Origin of the sequence: Bacillus sp. FJAT-26390 (assembly GCF_001682865.1) — a bacterium.
Lineage (GTDB): Bacteria > Bacillota > Bacilli > Paenibacillales > Paenibacillaceae > Pristimantibacillus.
In genome coordinates, this window is the sequence record NZ_MAQX01000001.1 from 397,912 (window position 1) to 416,741 (window position 18,830).

At 48.5% G+C, this 18,830-nt stretch carries 20 protein-coding genes and 1 other annotated feature (1 of these 21 running past the window's edge); of the genes, 18 read left to right on the forward strand and 2 right to left on the reverse strand.

Going from position 1 to position 18,830, the window contains the following annotated elements; genetic code table 11:
• Nucleotides 1-3 precede the first annotated feature (3 nt).
• From mraY to ftsZ, 8 genes are all read left to right on the forward strand, one after another.
• Nucleotides 4-960 (forward strand): phospho-N-acetylmuramoyl-pentapeptide-transferase, encoded by a 957-nt coding sequence (mraY, locus tag A7975_RS01825; protein WP_065383979.1) that lies wholly within the window; start codon nucleotides 4-6, stop codon nucleotides 958-960.
• Nucleotides 961-1,038: 78 nt separating this feature from the next.
• A complete protein-coding gene (gene murD, locus A7975_RS01830) occupies nucleotides 1,039-2,478 on the forward strand; it encodes a UDP-N-acetylmuramoyl-L-alanine--D-glutamate ligase (RefSeq protein WP_053375497.1) in 1,440 nt (479 codons plus the stop codon).
• A gap of 46 nt (nucleotides 2,479-2,524) precedes the next feature.
• On the forward strand, nucleotides 2,525-3,622 hold the full coding sequence (gene spoVE / locus A7975_RS01835; RefSeq protein WP_065383980.1) for a stage V sporulation protein E: 1,098 nt from the start codon (nucleotides 2,525-2,527) through the stop codon (nucleotides 3,620-3,622).
• Between the two features lie 552 nt (nucleotides 3,623-4,174).
• Entirely contained in the window at nucleotides 4,175-5,080 is a 906-nt protein-coding gene (gene murB, locus A7975_RS01840; protein WP_053375499.1) for a UDP-N-acetylmuramate dehydrogenase, read from the forward strand.
• A gap of 15 nt (nucleotides 5,081-5,095) precedes the next feature.
• Nucleotides 5,096-6,364, forward strand: a complete 1,269-nt coding sequence (murA, locus tag A7975_RS01845; RefSeq protein WP_065383981.1) for a UDP-N-acetylglucosamine 1-carboxyvinyltransferase — start codon at nucleotides 5,096-5,098, stop codon at nucleotides 6,362-6,364.
• A gap of 111 nt (nucleotides 6,365-6,475) precedes the next feature.
• Nucleotides 6,476-7,246 (forward strand): cell division protein FtsQ/DivIB, encoded by a 771-nt coding sequence (locus tag A7975_RS01850; protein ID WP_053375501.1) that lies wholly within the window; start codon nucleotides 6,476-6,478, stop codon nucleotides 7,244-7,246.
• Nucleotides 7,247-7,466: 220 nt separating this feature from the next.
• Nucleotides 7,467-8,708 carry a cell division protein FtsA gene (gene ftsA, locus A7975_RS01855; protein ID WP_053375502.1) on the forward strand — a complete coding sequence of 414 codons (1,242 nt, stop codon included), beginning with the start codon at nucleotides 7,467-7,469 and terminating at the stop codon, nucleotides 8,706-8,708.
• A gap of 117 nt (nucleotides 8,709-8,825) precedes the next feature.
• Nucleotides 8,826-9,941, forward strand: coding sequence for a cell division protein FtsZ (gene ftsZ, locus A7975_RS01860; RefSeq protein ID WP_053375503.1), 1,116 nt, complete (start codon nucleotides 8,826-8,828; stop codon nucleotides 9,939-9,941).
• Nucleotides 9,942-10,309: 368 nt separating this feature from the next.
• On the opposite strand, the gene A7975_RS01865 is transcribed toward ftsZ, so the two are convergent.
• Complete coding sequence (locus A7975_RS01865) at nucleotides 10,310-10,990, reverse strand: hypothetical protein (protein WP_065383982.1); 681 nt, start codon at nucleotides 10,988-10,990, stop codon at nucleotides 10,310-10,312.
• Between the two features lie 190 nt (nucleotides 10,991-11,180).
• Nucleotides 11,181-11,318, reverse strand: a complete 138-nt coding sequence (locus A7975_RS33940) for a hypothetical protein (protein ID WP_176707653.1) — start codon at nucleotides 11,316-11,318, stop codon at nucleotides 11,181-11,183.
• A gap of 199 nt (nucleotides 11,319-11,517) precedes the next feature.
• On the opposite strand from A7975_RS33940, the gene spoIIGA reads away from it, so the two are divergent.
• The 10 genes from spoIIGA to A7975_RS01915 all read left to right on the forward strand — a co-directional run bounded on the left by spoIIGA (nucleotide 11,518) and on the right by A7975_RS01915 (nucleotide 18,459).
• On the forward strand, nucleotides 11,518-12,435 hold the full coding sequence (spoIIGA, locus tag A7975_RS01870; RefSeq protein ID WP_053375505.1) for a sigma-E processing peptidase SpoIIGA: 918 nt from the start codon (nucleotides 11,518-11,520) through the stop codon (nucleotides 12,433-12,435).
• Nucleotides 12,436-12,472: 37 nt separating this feature from the next.
• Nucleotides 12,473-13,195 (forward strand): RNA polymerase sporulation sigma factor SigE, encoded by a 723-nt coding sequence (sigE, locus tag A7975_RS01875; RefSeq protein WP_053375506.1) that lies wholly within the window; start codon nucleotides 12,473-12,475, stop codon nucleotides 13,193-13,195.
• A 103-nt stretch (nucleotides 13,196-13,298) separates the two neighbouring features.
• A complete protein-coding gene (gene sigG / locus A7975_RS01880) occupies nucleotides 13,299-14,081 on the forward strand; it encodes an RNA polymerase sporulation sigma factor SigG (protein ID WP_053375507.1) in 783 nt (260 codons plus the stop codon).
• Between the two features lie 293 nt (nucleotides 14,082-14,374).
• Nucleotides 14,375-14,656: a YlmC/YmxH family sporulation protein gene (locus A7975_RS01885; protein ID WP_053375508.1), complete on the forward strand. Its 282-nt coding sequence runs from the start codon at nucleotides 14,375-14,377 to the stop codon at nucleotides 14,654-14,656.
• 104 nt (nucleotides 14,657-14,760) lie between these two features.
• Nucleotides 14,761-15,612, forward strand: a complete 852-nt coding sequence (gene pgeF, locus A7975_RS01890) for a peptidoglycan editing factor PgeF (protein ID WP_065383983.1) — start codon at nucleotides 14,761-14,763, stop codon at nucleotides 15,610-15,612.
• Between the two features lie 6 nt (nucleotides 15,613-15,618).
• Entirely contained in the window at nucleotides 15,619-16,335 is a 717-nt protein-coding gene (locus A7975_RS01895; protein WP_053375510.1) for a YggS family pyridoxal phosphate-dependent enzyme, read from the forward strand.
• Between the two features lie 3 nt (nucleotides 16,336-16,338).
• The gene (locus A7975_RS01900) at nucleotides 16,339-16,788 is read left to right on the forward strand and encodes a cell division protein SepF (protein ID WP_053375511.1); all 450 of its coding nucleotides are present in this window, start codon (nucleotides 16,339-16,341) and stop codon (nucleotides 16,786-16,788) included.
• Nucleotides 16,789-16,795: 7 nt separating this feature from the next.
• Nucleotides 16,796-17,068: a YggT family protein gene (locus A7975_RS01905; protein WP_082197932.1), complete on the forward strand. Its 273-nt coding sequence runs from the start codon at nucleotides 16,796-16,798 to the stop codon at nucleotides 17,066-17,068.
• 14 nt (nucleotides 17,069-17,082) lie between these two features.
• Nucleotides 17,083-17,865 (forward strand): YlmH family RNA-binding protein, encoded by a 783-nt coding sequence (locus A7975_RS01910; protein ID WP_053375512.1) that lies wholly within the window; start codon nucleotides 17,083-17,085, stop codon nucleotides 17,863-17,865.
• A gap of 96 nt (nucleotides 17,866-17,961) precedes the next feature.
• The gene (locus tag A7975_RS01915; protein WP_053375513.1) at nucleotides 17,962-18,459 is read left to right on the forward strand and encodes a DivIVA domain-containing protein; all 498 of its coding nucleotides are present in this window, start codon (nucleotides 17,962-17,964) and stop codon (nucleotides 18,457-18,459) included.
• Nucleotides 18,460-18,538: 79 nt separating this feature from the next.
• Nucleotides 18,539-18,830 (forward strand) — a binding site (T-box leader) (it continues 11 nt past the right edge of the window).

An 18,830-nucleotide genomic window follows, 5' to 3' on the forward strand; every position in this document is an offset into this window, starting at 1 on the left:
GAAATGGACATGATGGTCATTTTATTTTCGATAGGCGCCTCCTTCTTGCTAGCGGTTTTGCTCGGACCATTGTTCATTCCGCTGCTACGCCGCTTGAAGTTTGGCCAGCAAATTCGTACGGAAGGCCCGCAAAGCCATCTGAAAAAAAGCGGAACGCCAACGATGGGCGGCATCATTATTATGATTGCGCTCATGATTGCCTTTCTGAAGTTTTCCGATAAAACGGCGGAGTTTTGGGTGCTGTTGACGGCTTCGCTCGGCTTTGGCTTAGTAGGCTTTCTGGATGATTACATTAAAATTGTTTTCAAAAGATCGCTTGGCCTCACTGCTAGGCAAAAGCTGTTCGGCCAGCTGCTGTTCTCCATAATCGTGTGCGCGATGCTCTACAATATGCACCACAGCACCGAAATTACGATGCCGGGCACAAGCTGGGGCTTTGACCTAGGCTGGTTCTACTACCCGCTAGTCGTCATTATTATGTTCGCAGCAAGCAACTCGGTTAATTTCACCGACGGTCTTGATGGCCTGCTCGCGGGCACAAGCGCAATCGCCTTTGGCGCATTCACCGTTGTCGCGCTGCAAACGTCGGCACATGAATCAGCGGTGTTCTCTGCCGCTATGGTCGGCGCTGTGCTAGGCTTTCTCGTATTCAATAAGCATCCGGCAAAGGTGTTCATGGGTGACATGGGCTCGCTCGGCATTGGCGGCGGGATTGCGGCAGTGGCGATTTTGACGAAGACCGAGCTTCTGCTTATCATTATTGGCGGTGTTTTCGTACTCGAAATGCTTTCGGTTATTTTGCAGGTAGGTTCATTCAAGCTCAGAGGCAAGCGCATTTTCAAAATGAGTCCGATCCATCACCATTTCGAGCTGGTAGGCTGGTCCGAATGGAAGGTCGTTACCGTGTTTTGGCTCGTTGGATTAGTGCTTGCAGCAATTGGACTTCTTTTTGTTATATAATTGAGACAAATGTAATGAAAAAGCGGCTGCCGATTTATTTGGGGCCGCTTCATGTATCCATAGAAGGGACTGTCAGTTATGAATCATCCGGCATCTTATCAAGGCCGCCGAGTTGTCGTACTAGGCTTGGCTAGAAGCGGGGTTAGCGTAGCGAAAGTATTTCATCAATTAGGCGCTGACGTCGTAGTGAACGACATGAAAAAACGCGAATTATGCCCCGAAGCGGACGAATTGACTGCTTTGGGCATTTCTGTGCTATGCGGCTACCACCCAGACGATCTAATTACAGAGGAAACGGCGCTGTTGATTAAAAACCCCGGCATCCCGTACACGTCTCCGCCTGTGCAGAGAGCGGAGGAGCTTGGCGTTGAAGTCATTACAGAGGTAGAAGCGGCTTACTGGTTATCTCCTGCCCCGATCATAGGCATAACAGGCTCAAACGGCAAAACGACGACGACGACTTGGATCGGCGAAATTTTAAGCACTGCGGGCTTGAAGCCCATCGTTGCAGGAAATATCGGCCGTCCGCTCTGCGAAGCAGCCCAGGAGGCAACGCCGGACCAATGGATCGTTGCAGAGCTCAGCAGCTTTCAGCTTAAAGGGACGAATGCCTTTCGCCCCCATATCGCGCTATTGCTAAACATTGCAGAGACGCATCTGGATTATCATGGCGATATGGATGACTACGTCAATTCCAAAGCCAAGCTGTTCGATAACCAAACCGAGGATGATGTGGCTGTCGTTAACTGGGATGACCCGGAATGCAGAGCGCTATCCGAATTTCTCGTCGCGCAGCAGCTTCCGTTTTCCCTTTATGAGCGGCTGGACACAGGTATTTATATTGAGCCGCCATATGAGCTGGATGTCGTTGATTCGCAAGAGCAGGAAGCGGCAAAAAATAGACAGATCGTATTCCGACAAGGAGAAGATTCGGAAATAACGATTTTGCCAGTCTCCGAGCTTGGCATACCAGGGCGTCACAACGCTGCTAACGCGCTTGCGGCTATTGGAGCCAGCTTAGCTGCAGGAGTTGCCCCGGATCAGCTTATAGCGCCGCTCAGGGAGTTTGATGCCGTAGAGCATCGGCTGGAGTTCGTGCGCGAAGTAAACGGAGTCAAATATTACAACGATTCCAAGGCGACAAATCCAGTCGCGACTACGATTGCGGTTCAATCCTTCGCAGCGCCGATCGTGCTGGTAGCTGGCGGGCTTGACCGCGGCTCTGATTATATGGAGCTTGTTCCTTTATTCCGCGAACGCCTCAAAGCGCTCGTTACATTTGGCCAGACAAGCGAGAAGCTGGCCCGGGTTGCTGAGCTAGCAGGTTTAGGCAAGATAGAAATCGTCGAACCTAGTGAGGACGCCGAGTCCGTCCTGCGACAAGCGGTGAAGCAAGCAGCAGCTATAGCTGAGACAGGTGATATCGTGCTATTATCGCCTGCATGCGCTAGCTGGGATATGTTTGCCTCATATGAGCAAAGAGGGCGCATTTTTAAAGATTCGGCGCATACCTTGTAAGTAGGGGGCATGTCCCTACTTTCCCATGCTAAGAGGTGTGTTCGCTATGGCCAAAGCGCGTTCTGCCCCGGATATTTGGATGTTGTCTGCAATTGGGCTCATTCTCGCAATCGGGTTGATTATGGTATACAGCGCTAGTGCAGTGCTAGCTTTTCATGAATTCGGCGATCGTTTCTATTTCGTGAAGCGCCAGGTTATATTTGCCGCTTTAGGTGTAGGTGCGTTACTATTTACAATGAATACGCCCTATACCGTATGGAAAAAGTGGGCGCCGATGGCGTTAATTGTTTGCTTTGGACTGCTGCTGCTCGTTTTGGTTCCCGGTGTCGGGGTCGTGCGCGGCGGTGCCCGCAGCTGGCTCGGCATCAGCTCCTTCGGCATTCAGCCTTCGGAATTTATGAAGCTGGCCATGATCCTGTTTCTATCGAAGTGGCTCTCAGAGAAGCAGCAGACGATTACGCAATTCACGAAAGGGCTAATGCCGCCGCTTGGTTTAGTGGGACTAGCCTTCGGCTTAATTATGCTTCAGCCCGATCTTGGAACCGGTGCGGTTATGGTAGGCGCATCCTTGCTGCTTATCTTTACGGCTGGCGCTAGAATGGCTCATTTGGGCGGGCTGGCGATGATCGGTGTTGTAGGTTTTATCGGACTGGTTATCGCAGCGCCGTATCGCTTGAAAAGAATAACGAATTTTCTTGATCCATGGGCAGATCCGCTAGGCGGGGGCTATCAAATCATTCAATCTCTGTACGCGATTGGGCCTGGCGGATTAGTAGGGCTTGGCCTTGGCATGAGCCGTCAAAAGTTCAGCTATTTGCCGGAGCCGCAAACCGATTTTATTTTTTCGATATTAGCGGAGGAACTCGGCTTTATTGGCGGAGTTACGCTCATCTTATTATTTTTAATCGTTATTTGGAGAGGCGTTCGTGCAGCCATTGCCGCGCCGGATACTTTTGGCAGCTTGCTTGCTGTTGGCATTACCGGCATCGTCGGCGTGCAAGTGCTCATTAACATAGGCGTCGTCATCGGCATGATGCCAGTAACGGGCATAACGCTGCCGCTCGTCAGCTACGGCGGTTCGTCGCTTACGCTTTTATTAACGGCACTGGGCATTTTATTGAACATCTCTCGATATTCGAGGTGAGGGTGGATGCCTGATTGGATTGGCCATTTAGAACATAATGAATTCAAATGTCCGGCTTTTGATCGGTTTGCAGCTAGCTTTCACGCGGCTGCGGCCTTTCAAGCCGGATATTGCTGTCGATATGGAAGGTTAGATTTTCATACGGCTTACATTCGAAAAGTACAGGCTGTTCTCGTTAGCTCGAATTCGGCAGCGGGTATTGCTTGAGAAGTATAAACGGGATAGACGCAAAACTTTAGCCAGCACGATTTGCCTCAAGCAAATCAGATATCATCCGATTCGGGAACGGTCCGTTCAATATGGGCCATTGTCACACAAGAGCCTATAAGGGCATAGGATACACTATATTCGTGACCGTCGCCCGAAAGGAGCGGTTGTTGCAACAAAACGATCCGGCTGCAGCGTTTTAGAGCTTGCATACGGAGATCAGCGAATCGTTTCATTATCATTTATTCAGCAAGTCATGTGCATGCGATCGGGTTTTGCTCTGCAATTCCTAAACGATGCGTACAAGGCAGGTTTTGCCCTGCAATCCTTAAGGAGGTTCAACTAATGGAAGCATTTAAAGCGGAATTGGAACAAGCCAATCTTGGCGAAGTTTTGTATAACGTACCGCTCTCGAACTATACAACATGGAAAATCGGCGGTCCCGCTGATATATTAATCCTCCCTCGGAGCAAAGAAGAATTAGTTGCTGCGGTTCGTTTGGTGCAAAAGCATCAACTGCCCTGGACTAATTTGGGCAGAGGCTCAAACATGCTGGTGAGTGATAAAGGCATTCGCGGCGTTGTAATTAAACCGCACAGAGGGTTAGATTACGTGCGATTTGAAGGATCGCTGGTGATAGCCGGCGCTTCGTATTCATTAATTAAGCTATCAGTCATGGCGGGTAAGGAAGGTCTGACCGGACTTGAGTTCGCGGGGGGAATTCCAGGTACGGTAGGCGGAGCCGTCTATATGAATGCTGGCGCGCATGGATCGGATGTGTCACGTATTTTTAAGTCAGCTGAGATTGTACTGGATACAGGAGAGTTGGTACGCTACGAACGAGATGACATGCATTTTTCTTACCGCCATTCGATTCTGCATGAGCAAAAGGGCATTGTCGTTGAGGCAACACTCGAGCTGGCAGAGAAGGATAAGAAGGAAGTCCTCGCTGTAATGGCCTCTTACAAAGAGAGAAGATTGAGAACGCAGCCGCTGCAGCTTGCAACAGCAGGCAGCGTGTTCCGCAATCCGCCTAATGATCACGCCGCTAGACTTATTCAAGAGGCGGGACTCAAGGGTGAAAGTCTCGGCGGGGCGCAAGTATCGGAGCAGCACGCCAATTTTATCGTAAATACCGGGCAAGCGACAGCTGAAGACGTTCTCGCCCTCATGACTCATATACAAAGCACCGTTCAGGACCGCTTCGGCATCCTGCTGGTGCCGGAAGTATTGGTGGTGGGTGAGCGGTAATTCGGAGGTGATACATTGGACAAATTGGTGATTGAAGGTGGGAAACCTCTCTCAGGAACCATAGTTATCCAAGGAGCGAAAAATGCCGCTTTGCCGATTCTGGCTGCCAGTCTGCTGGCCGATGGCACAACAACGATAGATCATGTGCCTGATTTGCTAGACATCGATGTCATGCTGAACATTTTACGCGAATTAGGATGCCGCGCCGAGCATTCGGGAGGAACAGTCGTGCTGGACACAGATACTGCACATACATCCCACGTGCCGGAATCGTTAATGAGACAGATGCGCTCTTCTATTTTTCTAATGGGACCTTTGCTGGCTAGGTTTGGAGAAACGCAGGTTTACCAGCCTGGCGGGTGTGCAATTGGCGAAAGAAAGATTGATCTGCATTTAGAGGGTTTAAAGGCGCTTGGCGCAGAGATAGAAGAGCTCGGCAACCGTATTATTTGCCGGGCGGATAAATTGCGGGGCGCCGACATTCATTTAACTTTCCCGAGTGTTGGCGCTACGGAAAACATTATGATGGCCGCTGCTCTGGCAGAAGGCCGAACAACGATCACTAACGCCGCGCGTGAGCCGGAAATTCAAGATTTGCAGCGTTTTCTAAATGCAATGGGCGCGAAGATTATGGGTGCCGGAACCGACACGATAACGATAGATGGGGTACAGTCGCTAACACCATGTCGTTACAAGGTCATTCCCGACCGCATAGTAGCTGGGACGATTATGGTAGCTGCCGCCGCAACACGCGGCCATGTGACGCTCCAAAATACGCAACCCGCTCACTTATCGTCCTTGATTCATGTTCTGCGCCGGGCAGGTGTTCAAATCGTTGTCGACGGTGATATAATTAAAGTTGGCAGTGCTACCAGACCCAAAGCGGTTGAGAGAATTGTAACCTCTCCGTACCCGGCTTTTCCTACCGATTTGCAGTCTCAGGTTATGGTGCTGCTTACGCTTGCTGATGGAGTAAGCGTATTGAAGGAAACGATTTTTGAAGGCAGACTTAAGCATGTGGATGAACTGTCACGTATGGGTGCTGACATTCGCGTTGATATGAACGCCGCATTCATTCGTGGCGTGCCGAGGCTCTATGGAGCTACGGTGGAGGCGACCGACCTACGAGCGGGCGCGGCCCTTGTCATAGCAGGTCTAGCAGCGCAAGGCAAAACGGTCGTTGAGCAAATTCATCACATTGACCGCGGCTATGAGAAAATCGAAACGATGTTGTCTAGGCTTGGTGCGCGCATATCGCGATATTCTCCGGTGCCTAATAACTAATACTATGCGCATGAGCTGCAAGATAGAAACAGCCGGTACGCTATTGATGCTGAGCGAAAGCGAAGGCATGGAAGCTAGCCGGATGTTTTTTGGGGAAAGAAGGGACAAGTTATGAGCTCGCAGATGCCTGTACTGAAGGAACCTAATCGAAAACGAATGGGCAGCCGAAAGCTGTTAACCATACTTATTCTATTGTTTGTTGCTCTTTTGGCGGTATTATTTTTTAATTCCTCTATCAGCAAGGTTTCAGAAATACAAATTGAGGGTACAAGATTTGTTACAAGTGAGGAAATAAGCAAAGCATCCGCGATCTTGGTTGGCGATGCGTTTTTCCGGACTTCATCATCGACGATCAGAGAGAGAGTGCTGACGCTTCCGCAAATAAATGAAGTAAAGGTCACAAAGGTTTTCCCGGGCCTTGTGAAAATTGCAGTGGCGGAGTTTCCGGTGGTGGCATTCGAGCTCTCCAAGCAGGGAGAAATGACAGCGCTCTTGTCTAACGGGACTACCGTTGAAGCGGAAAGCGACGTTATGCAGCTTGTGGACAAGCCCGTGCTCTCCGGCTGGACGGACAATAATCCGGTAAAGGCAGAGTTAACGACGCAGCTTGGCAAAATAACGACGAAGCAGCTCTCCGATCTATCGGAGATTATCCCTTATCCATCATCCGCTTATCCCGATCGCATAAGGATATATACGCGAACGAAATTTGAAGTGATTACGGCCGTCTCCGTTCTTACGGAGAAGATCGAGGCGCTGAATGCTGTAATCGAGACGCAGGAGCCGGGGAAGATTACGATGCTGCTTGCGGATACATATGTTCCTTTTCAGAGCGATAGTCCAGAAAATATGGACGCTGATCAAAAAGAGACTACTCAATAGCTTCAAAGAATGGTAGAATTTTATTTATCGCATTCAAACTCGATGGGGCTGGATAACATTAGGAAATATAGAGTGCCGCAAGGGGCGGGGCTCGACAAAAAGCGAAAATACTACGAAAATTTTGTTGAAAAAAGAGGGAAAATATTAAAAGCGTTGAATAAGTAGGAAGACCTTGAACAAGTGAAATATTAATTTTTATTTGAAACGGAGGTGCCGCAGGATGAGCAGTAACGACATCATCGTCAGTTTGGACATCGGTACATCCAAAGTTCGTGCTATTATTGGTGAAGTAAATAATGGAGCCATTAATATTATTGGAGTTGGATCTGCCGACTCAGAGGGTATTCGCAAAGGAGCAATTGTAGATATTGACCAAACCGTGCAGTCGATCCGCAATGCAATAGAGCATGCAGAGCGCATGGTAGGCATTCAAATATCAGATGTTTACGTAGGAATTCAGGGCAACCATATCGCACTGCAAACCAATCGTGGCGTCGTTGCAGTATCCAACGAGGATCGTGAAATTGGGGAAGAAGATATTGAACGAGTACTGCAAGCAGCTAAGGTAGTAGCGCTCCCGCCAGAGCGTGAAATTATTAATTTAGTACCAAAACAGTATTTGGTTGACGGTTTGGAAGGTATTTCCGACCCACGAGGTATGATCGGAGTGCGTCTCGAGGTTGAGGCGACCATCGTCACGGGGACGAAGACTGCGATACACAACCTGATGCGTTGTGTAGAGAAAGCAGGCCTTCGTATTTCTGGTGTCATTTTGTTATCATTAGCGTCAGGTGTCGTTTCACTGACCAAAGATGAGAAATCAATGGGCACTGTACTTACGGATATTGGAGCAGGCTCATGCACGATCGCCATTTATGACCAAGGCGGACTAGCTGCTACATCGACGCTTCCAATCGGCGGCGAATATGTAACTAACGATATTGCTTATGGCTTGCGTACGCAAAGCGATCAAGCGGAGAAGATTAAACTGAAATACGGATGCGCGAACGTGCTCGACGCGGCCGAAGATGTGAAGTTTAAAGTAACTCGCATGGGCAGCAACGTGGAGAAGGAATTTTCACAGGTTGACCTTGCCAGCATTATCGAACCGCGCATGCAAGAAATTTTCCATCTGGTTCGCCAAGAAGTACGTCGACTCGGCTATGGGGAAAAGGTTAACGGCTACGTCTTAACCGGTGGCTCGGTGTCGATGCCAGGAACGCTCGCTTTGGCCCAGACAGAGCTGGAGTCTTCCGTTAGAATCGCACTGCCTGATTATATCGGAGTAAGAGATCCGGCTTTCAGCAGCGGTGTTGGCATGATCCAATATGTGTCGAAATATATGGGAGCTCGAGGAACAGGAGCAGTGAAGAAAACGGCAAGCCGCAAAGCAAGTCCAGCAGCTTCAACTAAACCCGGTATGTTCGAGCGGATCAAAAGCATGTTTAATGAATTTATTTAAAAATATAAGATAATATAAGATTCACCTCTATACGATGCTTATATTTTACCGCGAAACGTTGCTGCACAGTATCAATGATACTGTCAGCAGTTTACGCTTGACTGGGGGAAAATGAAGATGTTGGAATTCGACTTTGAGCTTGAACAGCTTGCTCAAATTAAAGTAATAGGTGTAGGCGGTGGCGGTAGCAACGCCGTTAACCGCATGATCGAAAATGGTGTTAAAGGCGTCGAATTCATTACGGTGAACACGGACGCACAAGCGCTTCATTTGGCTAAATCCGAGCATAAGCTGCAAATCGGCGACAAGCTGACACGTGGTCTTGGCGCAGGGGCTAACCCAGATGTAGGCAGCAAGGCTGCCGAGGAATCCCGCGAAATCATCATGAACCAGCTTAAAGGCTCGGACATGGTATTCGTTACGGCTGGTATGGGCGGCGGCACAGGAACAGGCGCAGCGCCAGTCATTGCTGAAATTGCCCGTGAATGCGGCGCATTGACAGTTGGGGTTGTGACGCGTCCATTTACTTTTGAAGGACGGAAGCGTTCGGGACAAGCTGAGCTTGGCATCGAAGCTCTCAAAGAAAAAGTAGATACGCTAATCGTTATTCCGAATGACCGTTTGCTTGAAATCGTAGACAAAAAAACGCCGATGCTAGAAGCGTTCCGCGAAGCGGATAATGTACTTCGTCAAGCGGTACAAGGCATCTCCGATCTCATCGCTGTACCTGGTCTGATCAACCTCGACTTTGCAGACGTGAAGACGATCATGACAGAACGTGGCTCCGCATTGATGGGTATCGGTATCGCAACCGGCGAGAACCGTGCCGCTGAAGCAGCTCGCAAAGCGATTATGAGCCCGCTGCTTGAAACGTCGATCGACGGCGCTCGCGGCGTTATTATGAACATTACAGGCGGAAGCAACCTTTCGCTTTATGAAGTGAATGAGGCGGCTGAAATCGTCATTTCGGCGTCTGATCCGGATGTAAACATGATCTTTGGTGCTATCATCGATGAAGATTTGAAAGACGAGATTAAAGTAACCGTTATTGCTACAGGCTTCGAGCATAAATCGGCTGCAGCTCGCCGTATTCCGCAGCAACAGCCTGAAGCAACGGATACAAGACAAGCAAGCACCGCTAACCCGGTTAAGCCTTTTGGTTCCAACAATACGTCTAGTGACCAACTAGAAATCCCTGCATTCCTTCGTAATCGCCCACGCAGCGATCGCTAGCATTTTATTGCTTCACGCCCTACCAGTTTAACTGGCGGGGCGTTTTTTTTATTTGGCAGGAGAGGGGCGGCAGCGTGTGCGTGCTTACAGGCCGAGCTCGACGTGTGGATAGGCTCGAACGGGAGACGTAAGCGCATAGATGTGCTTACAGAGCCACAGCAGCTCGAGATAGTACTCTATTAAGAACCTAGATGTGCTTACAGCTGAGAATAGCTTGTGGGCAGGCTCGAATGGGAGTCGTATGCACACATGTGTGACAGCTTCAGCGTAACTCGAGATTGAGCGCTTATAGAACCTATGCGTGCTTACAGGCTAAGATAATCGTGCAGGTAAACTCGAATGACAGAGCCATAAGCACAAATATGAGCTTACGTAGATTCGAGAAACGCCGCTTGCCGTTCGGGGTTTATTTTGTAGCAGCGGATTCTTTTTGTGCCGTTGCCCGCTGGCAGAAGCATTTGTTTTTGTACCATGCTGTGCAGCAATTTTTGAGCATCTCTTTTTTTGACTTTTAAGAGAGCGATGACGTCGGATGGGCGGATAGGATAATCCAAACAGGCTGAATATTTTAATATCTCTAGCTGCAGGAATTCCTCTGCGCCGGATTCATGCTTTTTTCCAATCAAGCTCTTGCCAACAAATTGTTGAAGGAGCTGCTGGCACATGTGCGGCTTATCTTTGATGTCGTCATAGGAGAAGCGCAAAACGGTCCAACCGTCGAGGACCAGGTGGTTTTGGCGCATGAAGGAAGCAGAAAACGGCCAACGAGTCATTTCTGTGGAATGTGCGCGGCAGCCATCGAGTTCAATGGCGAGCTGCAAGCCATCTCTTAAATATGCAAAATCCAAATAGCACGTACCATCACGAAAGCCGGAAGCCTCATACTCCGGATACAACCCGTCCAGCTCCTTAAAAGCGGGGTACCAAACCAATTCTACAAATTGCTTTTCAGCATGGCCAAGACCCTGCTCAAGCCTTTGCCTACTTTCCCCCTCGCGTGATTTCAGGTTTATTTCCAGCCAACGCTCGTAATCAGAATGAAACGACATGTATACTCGCCTCCTCCATAAAATAAAAAAACCGCCTACTTCGGGAAAAATCCCGAGGCAAGCGGCGTGCTTCGCTGCTTTATGTCTATAATTGGAATCATACTCTATTTCCGAACGCTGAACAAGCAAGATAACCCCGTTCTTTGATTCATCATTTACCGCTGTTCGCAAACCAATCAAAACGACAAAATCAACCATCAGCCATTCGTATAATAAACAGCCACTTCAAGAGAATTCCCTTCACAGAAGAAGGGCGTTGCAAAGCTTCCAGCAACCAAAGCGTTTCACCATTATATAGCTTTGATTTAAAACCTGCTTTTTGATTCAAGGACGCTTTCCTAACCATTCAAATTGAAAAGTCAAGCAAAATAGCAGGCGGTTTTTATACAGATACTCGACAAAAAAAGATATGTCATGCTGTCATGAATAGACAGACTTTGAAATAGGATTTTAATATACTAGTCTCAATCGTTCTCCCGGGTGCCGGCTGCAGGCCCGTTTACCGCCAATGCAGGAAGGTGACCGAAGTGGCTATTTATGTGGATGTTATGTTTTTGCGAGAGCTGCTTGTTGATGGTGCTATTCTATTAACTTCCGCGTGGGCCCGTCATCTTAAACCACGGCCTTGGCGGGTGTTATTGGCTTCTGCTGTCGGAGCTTGTTATGTCGTATTAATGCTTTTTCCGCAATTATCCTTTTTATTTACATTAGCCGTAAAAATTGGGATGTCGCTTTTGATGGTGTGGATTGCGTTTGGGTTTGCGTCCATTCAGCATTTTTTGAGGAATGTCGCGGCATTCTATGCGGTTAACTTTGTTGCCGCCGGCGCGGTGCTTGGGCTTTATTATTTGTTCATGCAAGGGTCCGGTGAAGTTTGGAGGACGATTACGTTCGTAAACGGCAGCATGCGCGTGGAGCTCAAGATGGGATTGTTTTATTTAATTGCTGCGTTTTGTATCGGACTGTATATATACCGTACCGTATTGACGCAAAAACGAGAAAGGGAGCTGGTGCAAACTCATTTGGCAGAGGTCAAAATAACGATTGGAGACCGTATTCAAACCTGCGTTGGCTTGATTGACACCGGCAATCAGCTCTATGATCCGTTAACACGGACGCCGGTCATGGTAATGGAAGCTTCATTATGGCAAGATGATTTGCCCGAATCGTGGTTGAATAGCATACGAGATGCACAAGTAGATCGTCTTGTAGCGGGAATGGATGAACAGCCCTTCGTGTGGCAGGATAGGCTTCGTCTCGTTCCATTCAGAGGTGTCAACCGGGGGTCACAGTTCATGCTAGCGATAAAGCCGGATGCGGTTGAGATTACTAGGGAAGGACAAGTATTTGAAACGCGGAAGGTGCTTATCGGGCTTGACGGCGGAAAGCTAACGTCTGATGGGGCATATCGAGCCATTATCCATCCGTCTATGGTACAACAATAAAACCGTATGCTCATACAAACGAGGAGGGATGGGCCTGATGCTCGTCAAGTACAAATTGATCCTTCAGTTATACTATTATCGCATTATGTTTTTATTCGGATTAAAAAGTGAAGAAATTTATTACATCGGTGGTAGTGAAGCGCTTCCACCGCCATTAACACGCGAAGAGGAAGAATATTTGCTGGAAAAGCTGCCTACAGGCGACACGGCTATTCGTGCAATGCTGATTGAACGGAATTTAAGACTCGTCGTGTACATCGCCCGTAAGTTTGAAAATACCGGCATTCATATTGAAGATCTCGTATCGATAGGCGCGATTGGTCTCATTAAGGCGGTAAATACGTTTGATCCGGAAAAAAAGATCAAGCTTGCGACTTATGCCTCGCGCTGTATCGAAAATGAAATATTGATGTACTTGCGCCGCAACAGCAAGACCCGTACGGAAGTATCCTTTGACGAGCCGCTTAACATTGATTGGGATGGCAATGAGCTGCTATTATCCGATGTGCTCGGCACCGAGAACGATACGATTTATCGGAATATCGAAGAGCAGGTTGACCGCAAGCTGCTTCATAAAGCGCTGGATAAGCTGTCAGAGCGCGAGCGGATTATTATGGAGCTGCGCTTCGGCCTTGCCGATGGCGAGGAGAAAACGCAAAAGGATGTGGCCGATCTTCTTGGCATTTCGCAGTCGTATATTTCGCGTTTAGAGAAGCGGATTATAAAAAGGCTTCGAAAAGAATTTAACAAAATGGTGTAAGCCCGCACCCCGCTTGCAGTTGTCGAACGATGTCGCAATAGGAATAAAAAGGCCACCCAAGGAGATAATGTACATTAATGTTTCTCCTTGGGAGGTAATCACGTTGACCCGAAATAAAGTCGAGATCTGTGGAGTGGATACTTCGAAACTGCCTGTCCTAAATAATGTCGAGATGAGAGAATTGTTTACGGCATTGCAAACCCGCAACGAGTGGGCAGCAAGAGAGAAATTAGTAAACGGCAACCTGCGGCTTGTGCTTAGCGTTATACAACGGTTTAACAATAGGGGAGAGTTTGTGGACGACTTATTCCAAGTCGGCTGCATCGGACTTATGAAGGCGATAGATAATTTTGACCTTAGCCAAAATGTCAAATTTTCCACCTATGCCGTACCGATGATTATCGGAGAAATACGCCGTTACTTGCGAGACAACAACCCGATTCGTGTCTCACGAAGCTTGAGGGATATCGCCTATAAGGCACTTCAAGTAAGAGATAGCTTGACGAACAAAAATTCACGCGAACCGACGATTTTTGAAATATCCGAGGCGCTGAATGTTCCGAAGGAAGACGTCGTCTTTGCGCTTGACGCTATCCAAGATCCGGTTTCCTTGTTTGAACCGATCTACCATGACGGCGGAGATCCGATCTATGTCATGGATCAAATTAGCGACGAGCGGAATAAGGATGTCTCGTGGATCGAAGAGATTGCGCTTCGCGAGGCGATGCACAAGCTGAATGATCGAGAAAAAATGATTTTGTCCATGCGTTTTTTTGAAGGAAAAACACAAATGGAGGTCGCCGACGAAATCGGGATCTCGCAGGCGCAAGTATCACGTTTGGAGAAGTCAGCCATTCAGCAAATGCAAAAGCATGTTAAAACATGAGTTGAAGCTTGAAAAACGGTGCCGCGAGGCATCGTTTTTTTGTGTGCAATCGAATTTAACTAACGATGCTTGCTATCTTTGCCCTCATTCGAGCCGCACATGATGGCAAGCAGCTGCCGCACCTTTTGCTTCGCATCCAATGCCTGGTGCTGCCGGACCAATGTGCATTAAAAAAATATATGCCGATCAAGCTGCTCGTTTTTTTGAGAAGAAGGACATTTTGGGCAAATTGCTCATATAGTTATAGGAGAGGCAAACGGACGATCACTCTACTTGAAAAGTGGTGAACGGAAATGAAAATATCTGATTTTCAGACGAAGGACGTTATTAACATTGTAGATGGGAAGAAGCTCGGACAAATATCCGACTTGGAGCTTGATCTGCGGCAAGGGCGCATCGATTCTATCGTAGTGCCGCAATTTACGAAGTTTCTAGGTATGTTCGGAGGCGGCGGTACGGAGGTTGTCATTCCATGGCGCAACATCGTTAAGATCGGAGCGGACGTTGTGCTTGTCAGAATGGACGACACAAAGCAGCTGCGCGCCGAGGAAGATGATTTGCACGCTCGCTCGTAACACGGTAAACTGTGTCTAGACGAATGGAAGGATTGTACAGCAAGCCTGAGCACAGCGAGCAGCTGGGTTTGCTAACCAAGCCTTTAATTAGAGGTGAGAGATAAATGGATGCTTTTAAACCTATCCAATCAGCGAAGGGGCCTTCGCTTTTTTTGTTGTCCGAATGGAATGCCCGGGATGAGCGGTTGACGGTTGGCTTTACGGGAAGAGATGGCGGCGTTAGCAAAGCGCCTTGGTCGTCTTTCAATATGGGCCTGCATGTGGGAGACCTTGATGAAGCGGTGATAGCGAATCGACAATTGCTGGCTGATGCTGTCGGCTGGCCGTTTGAAGCGTGGACTTGCGCCGAGCAGGTGCATGGCAACCGCGTGCACCAGGTTACCGAGGCAGATAAGGGACGCGGCAGGGCGACTTTAAACGATGTGCTAAAGGATTGCGACGCGATCATGACCGACGTACCGGACGTGCTGCTGACTTCATTTTATGCAGATTGCGTGCCGCTCTACTTCTACGATGCCGAGCATAATGCGATTGCGCTTGCGCATGCCGGATGGAAGGGGACTGTGCAGCAAATTGCTACGGAGACGGTACAGGCTATGGTGAGTGCTTATGGAACGAACCCGCAATTGCTGCGTGCTGCAATAGGGCCTTCAATTGGAGGCTGCTGCTACGAGGTTGACGGACCGGTTATAAACCAAGTACAGCAGCTACTAGACCGCCTAGGGTTGCAGGGTGAAGAAGCGGAAGCGATGCTGAAGAGAGAGGGCAATGGCAAAGCGAACTTAGACTTGAAAGAAATAAACCGACAGATTATGATAAAAGCAGGAATTTTGCCGATACGTATCGAATTAACAGAGTGGTGCACCGGATGCAGGCGGGATTTATTTTTTTCCCATCGCAAAGAAGGTGGCATGACCGGCCGAATGGCCAGTTGGATCGGCATTCGGGAGAGGTGAAGCATAATGACTACTTTACAGGATAGAATTCAGCTCGTTGAGGAGCGCATCCAGAAGGCTTGCGACCGTTCAGGACGAAGCAGGGATGAGATTCAAATCATTGCGGTCACTAAGTATGTGTCCTTGAATACGACAAAGGCTGCATTTGAGCAAGGCTTGCGCCATCTTGGCGAGAACCGCTGGAAAGTCGCCCAGGAGAAATGGGAAGCGATCAGCGGCAACGCCGATCAAGACGCGGACGAGCAGCCCATTTGGCATTTCATCGGTTCATTGCAAACGAATAAAGTGAAAGACGTCATCGGGAAGTTTACATACATGCATTCGTTGGACAGGCTGTCGCTTGCGGAAGCCATCCACAAGCGGGCTTCGCAGCTTGGCATTATTGTTCCTTGCTTCATTCAAGTCAATGTCTCAGGGGAAGATTCCAAGCAAGGCCTTGAACCGGAGCAGCTATTCACATTTGTGGAGCAGCTGGGTGAGTTTCCTTCGATAAAGCCAATTGGACTGATGACGATGGCTCCCTATGAGGCGGAACCCGAGCAAACCAGGTCAGTATTTAGAGCTTTACGAGAGCTACGGGATGAGTTGCAGCAGCGCCCGGAACTTCCAAATACCATCACCCATCTATCAATGGGCATGTCGAATGATTTTGATGTTGCGATTGAAGAAGGAGCGACATGGATTCGCCTTGGTACGATTCTAGTAGGGAAAGAGGAGGAATAAAGGATGAGTGTCATGAACCGTTTTATGAGCTTTCTTGGCTTGCAGGACGAAGAAGAAGTCGTTGAGAGAGAACGGGTCGTACAGCAGGAAGAACAAGAAGCTGAAACTTCTCCCTTTGAAGCACGTAAAAACACAAAGAGCAATAATGTTGTTAGCATTCACTCGCAGAAAAATGTCAGAGTTGTGCTTAGCGAGCCCCGTTCTTATGATGAAGCACAAGAAATTGCCGACCATTTGCGTTCACGCCGTGCCGTCATCGTCAATTTGCAACGCGTTCGCAATGATCTTGCTGTTCGGATTGTTGATTTCCTAAGCGGTACAGTGTACGCTTTAGGCGGGAGCATCTCTAAGCTAGGCCCCAATATTTTTCTGTGCACGCCGGATTCAGTGGAAATTCAAGGTGCTATTACAGAAATGCTGGCCGAGGAGAACGACTACAATAAAATGAGGTGACCTTGAGTTGTTAAATAGTGTTGAAGGCGCGATTAATACGCTGCAAAGTATTTACAGTTTTATGATCATTGGATATGTGCTTCTGTCATGGCTGCCTAATGCTCGCGAGAGCTTTATCGGTGTGTTTCTTGGCAAGATGGTAGAACCGTATCTCGGAATATTCCGGAGATTTATCCCGCCGATTGGCGGCATGCTAGATCTGTCGCCTATCATAGCACTGTTCGCTTTGCGTTTCGTAGCGTACGGCTTGATTGCAGTAATCGGATTCTTTATTAATTAAAGGAATGAGATCGTATGAAACAAGGAATATATGATCATTTCCACCCCGATGAGAAACCTTTTGTCGATCGGGCGGAGGAATGGATAGAGCGGTCCGCACAGCAGCATGAGCTGAAGCGGACCGATTTTTTAGACCCTAGGCAAGCGCAGATCTTGACGATATTAGCTAACCGGAATCCTGACGTAAGCGTTCGCCTTGATGGCGGCAGCGAACAGGCGGAACGGAAGCGGGCCATTATCGGGCCGGATTACCGCAGCTTGGACGACGAGGCGATTGGCATTTCTGTTCTAGCAGTCAACGGGCCTGGACAAGCTAGCCTCGAGCTTGATCATGGTGATTTTTTGGGCGCTTTGCTCGGACTTGGCATTAAAAGAGACCGAATTGGTGACATCTATGTGCATGAACATTTTTGCCATATCATCGTTATGGACGAAATTGCCGATTACTTAAATATACACTTAAGACAGGTACACCGAATAAATGTTCTGACGGATGTCCTTCCGCTATCTGAACTGCGGACCGTAGTGCCGAAGCTGGAGGAAATGAGCTTGTCTGTCGCATCCATGCGACTGGACGGCATAGCAAGCGACGTCTACCGGATCAGCAGATCCAAAATCGTCGATCCGATACGAGCAGGCAGATGCCGGGTTAACTGGAAATCGGAAGAGGACCCTTCCGAGCAGCTTCGCGCTGGAGACGTTGTGTCTTTCAAGGGTCTAGGCCGATTTAAAGTGCTGGAAGTCGATGGTGTGACAAAAAAAGGCAGAATCCGCGTCAGGATAGGCAAATTTATTTGAGCGATTGCAGGATTTTACATGCAGTTGTCGAATGTGTTCTCATTAAATAGTGTAATCCGGTTGCCAGAGTCACAAATACCATGAGGAGGTGCGCCAATGCCTTTATCGCCATTGGACATACATAACAAAGAGTTTGGCCGGAGATTGCGCGGCTATGACGAGGATGAAGTAAACGAATTTCTAGATCAAGTCATTAAAGACTATGAGTCGCTCATTCGTGAAAATAAAGAGCTGCAAAACCAATTGCTTGGTCTGCAGGAAAGATTGAATCATTTTACAAATATCGAAGAAACATTAAGCAAGACGATTATCGTTGCGCAAGAAGCGGCTGATGAGGTAAGAAACAACGCGAAGAAGGAAGCGCAGCTCATCATTAAGGAATCGGAGAAAAATGCCGATCGCATTATTAACGATTCGCTCGCGAAGTCTCGCAAGGTTTCGCTTGAGGTTGAAGAGCTTAAGAAACAAGCTTCCGTGTATCGCGCACGTTTCCGTACGCTAGTAGAAGCGCAGCTTGAACTGCTCACCGTAGACGGCTGGGATACGCTTGAGCCAAAAGCTAGACAGACGGAGCACGAGCTGACCCTCGGATAAACTTACGACAAATAGGCGAATTGACATTTGACATTTGGCCTGTTGTTAAGCTATAACTAATGATAATGAATTATTGATCTAAACTTCGTTGACGAGAACAAGTACGTTTTAGGGTCACTCCTCAGAGAGCCGGCGGCAGCTGAAAGTCCGGTGTGTGAGCCATTTCGGAATATCCTCTCTGAGAAGCGGCGCCGAACCTGCGAGAGCAGCAGTAAGTGCTGACGGCCGTCCCCCGTTATAGGGAACGCGAACGGAATGTTCGCGACTAAGGTGCCGCATGAAGCGCAGTTCAAGTGAGCTGTTGCCTTCATCTTCTTGCTAGCTGTTTGGCAGAAGCGAATGCGGAACAAGGGTGGTAACGCGACTAAGCC

Excerpts from the sequence above, each read along its gene's own strand:
- A7975_RS01850 (WP_053375501.1), top strand. The coding sequence starts at position 6,476 with ATGAGCTCGCAGATGCCTGTACTGAAGGAACCTAATCGAAAACGAATG.
- murD (WP_053375497.1), top strand. The coding sequence starts at position 1,039 with ATGAATCATCCGGCATCTTATCAAGGCCGCCGAGTTGTCGTACTAGGC.
- A7975_RS01885 (WP_053375508.1), top strand. The coding sequence starts at position 14,375 with ATGAAAATATCTGATTTTCAGACGAAGGACGTTATTAACATTGTAGAT.
- ftsA (WP_053375502.1), top strand. The coding sequence starts at position 7,467 with ATGAGCAGTAACGACATCATCGTCAGTTTGGACATCGGTACATCCAAA.
- A7975_RS01895 (WP_053375510.1), top strand. The coding sequence starts at position 15,619 with ATGACTACTTTACAGGATAGAATTCAGCTCGTTGAGGAGCGCATCCAG.
- murB (WP_053375499.1), top strand. The coding sequence starts at position 4,175 with ATGGAAGCATTTAAAGCGGAATTGGAACAAGCCAATCTTGGCGAAGTT.
- A7975_RS01910 (WP_053375512.1), top strand. The coding sequence starts at position 17,083 with ATGAAACAAGGAATATATGATCATTTCCACCCCGATGAGAAACCTTTT.
- sigE (WP_053375506.1), top strand. The coding sequence starts at position 12,473 with ATGCTCGTCAAGTACAAATTGATCCTTCAGTTATACTATTATCGCATT.
- mraY (WP_065383979.1), top strand. The coding sequence starts at position 4 with ATGGACATGATGGTCATTTTATTTTCGATAGGCGCCTCCTTCTTGCTA.
- ftsZ (WP_053375503.1), top strand. The coding sequence starts at position 8,826 with ATGTTGGAATTCGACTTTGAGCTTGAACAGCTTGCTCAAATTAAAGTA.
- spoVE (WP_065383980.1), top strand. The coding sequence starts at position 2,525 with ATGGCCAAAGCGCGTTCTGCCCCGGATATTTGGATGTTGTCTGCAATT.
- A7975_RS01915 (WP_053375513.1), top strand. The coding sequence starts at position 17,962 with ATGCCTTTATCGCCATTGGACATACATAACAAAGAGTTTGGCCGGAGA.
- pgeF (WP_065383983.1), top strand. The coding sequence starts at position 14,761 with ATGGATGCTTTTAAACCTATCCAATCAGCGAAGGGGCCTTCGCTTTTT.
- A7975_RS01900 (WP_053375511.1), top strand. The coding sequence starts at position 16,339 with ATGAGTGTCATGAACCGTTTTATGAGCTTTCTTGGCTTGCAGGACGAA.
- A7975_RS01865 (WP_065383982.1), bottom strand. The coding sequence starts at position 10,990 with ATGTCGTTTCATTCTGATTACGAGCGTTGGCTGGAAATAAACCTGAAA.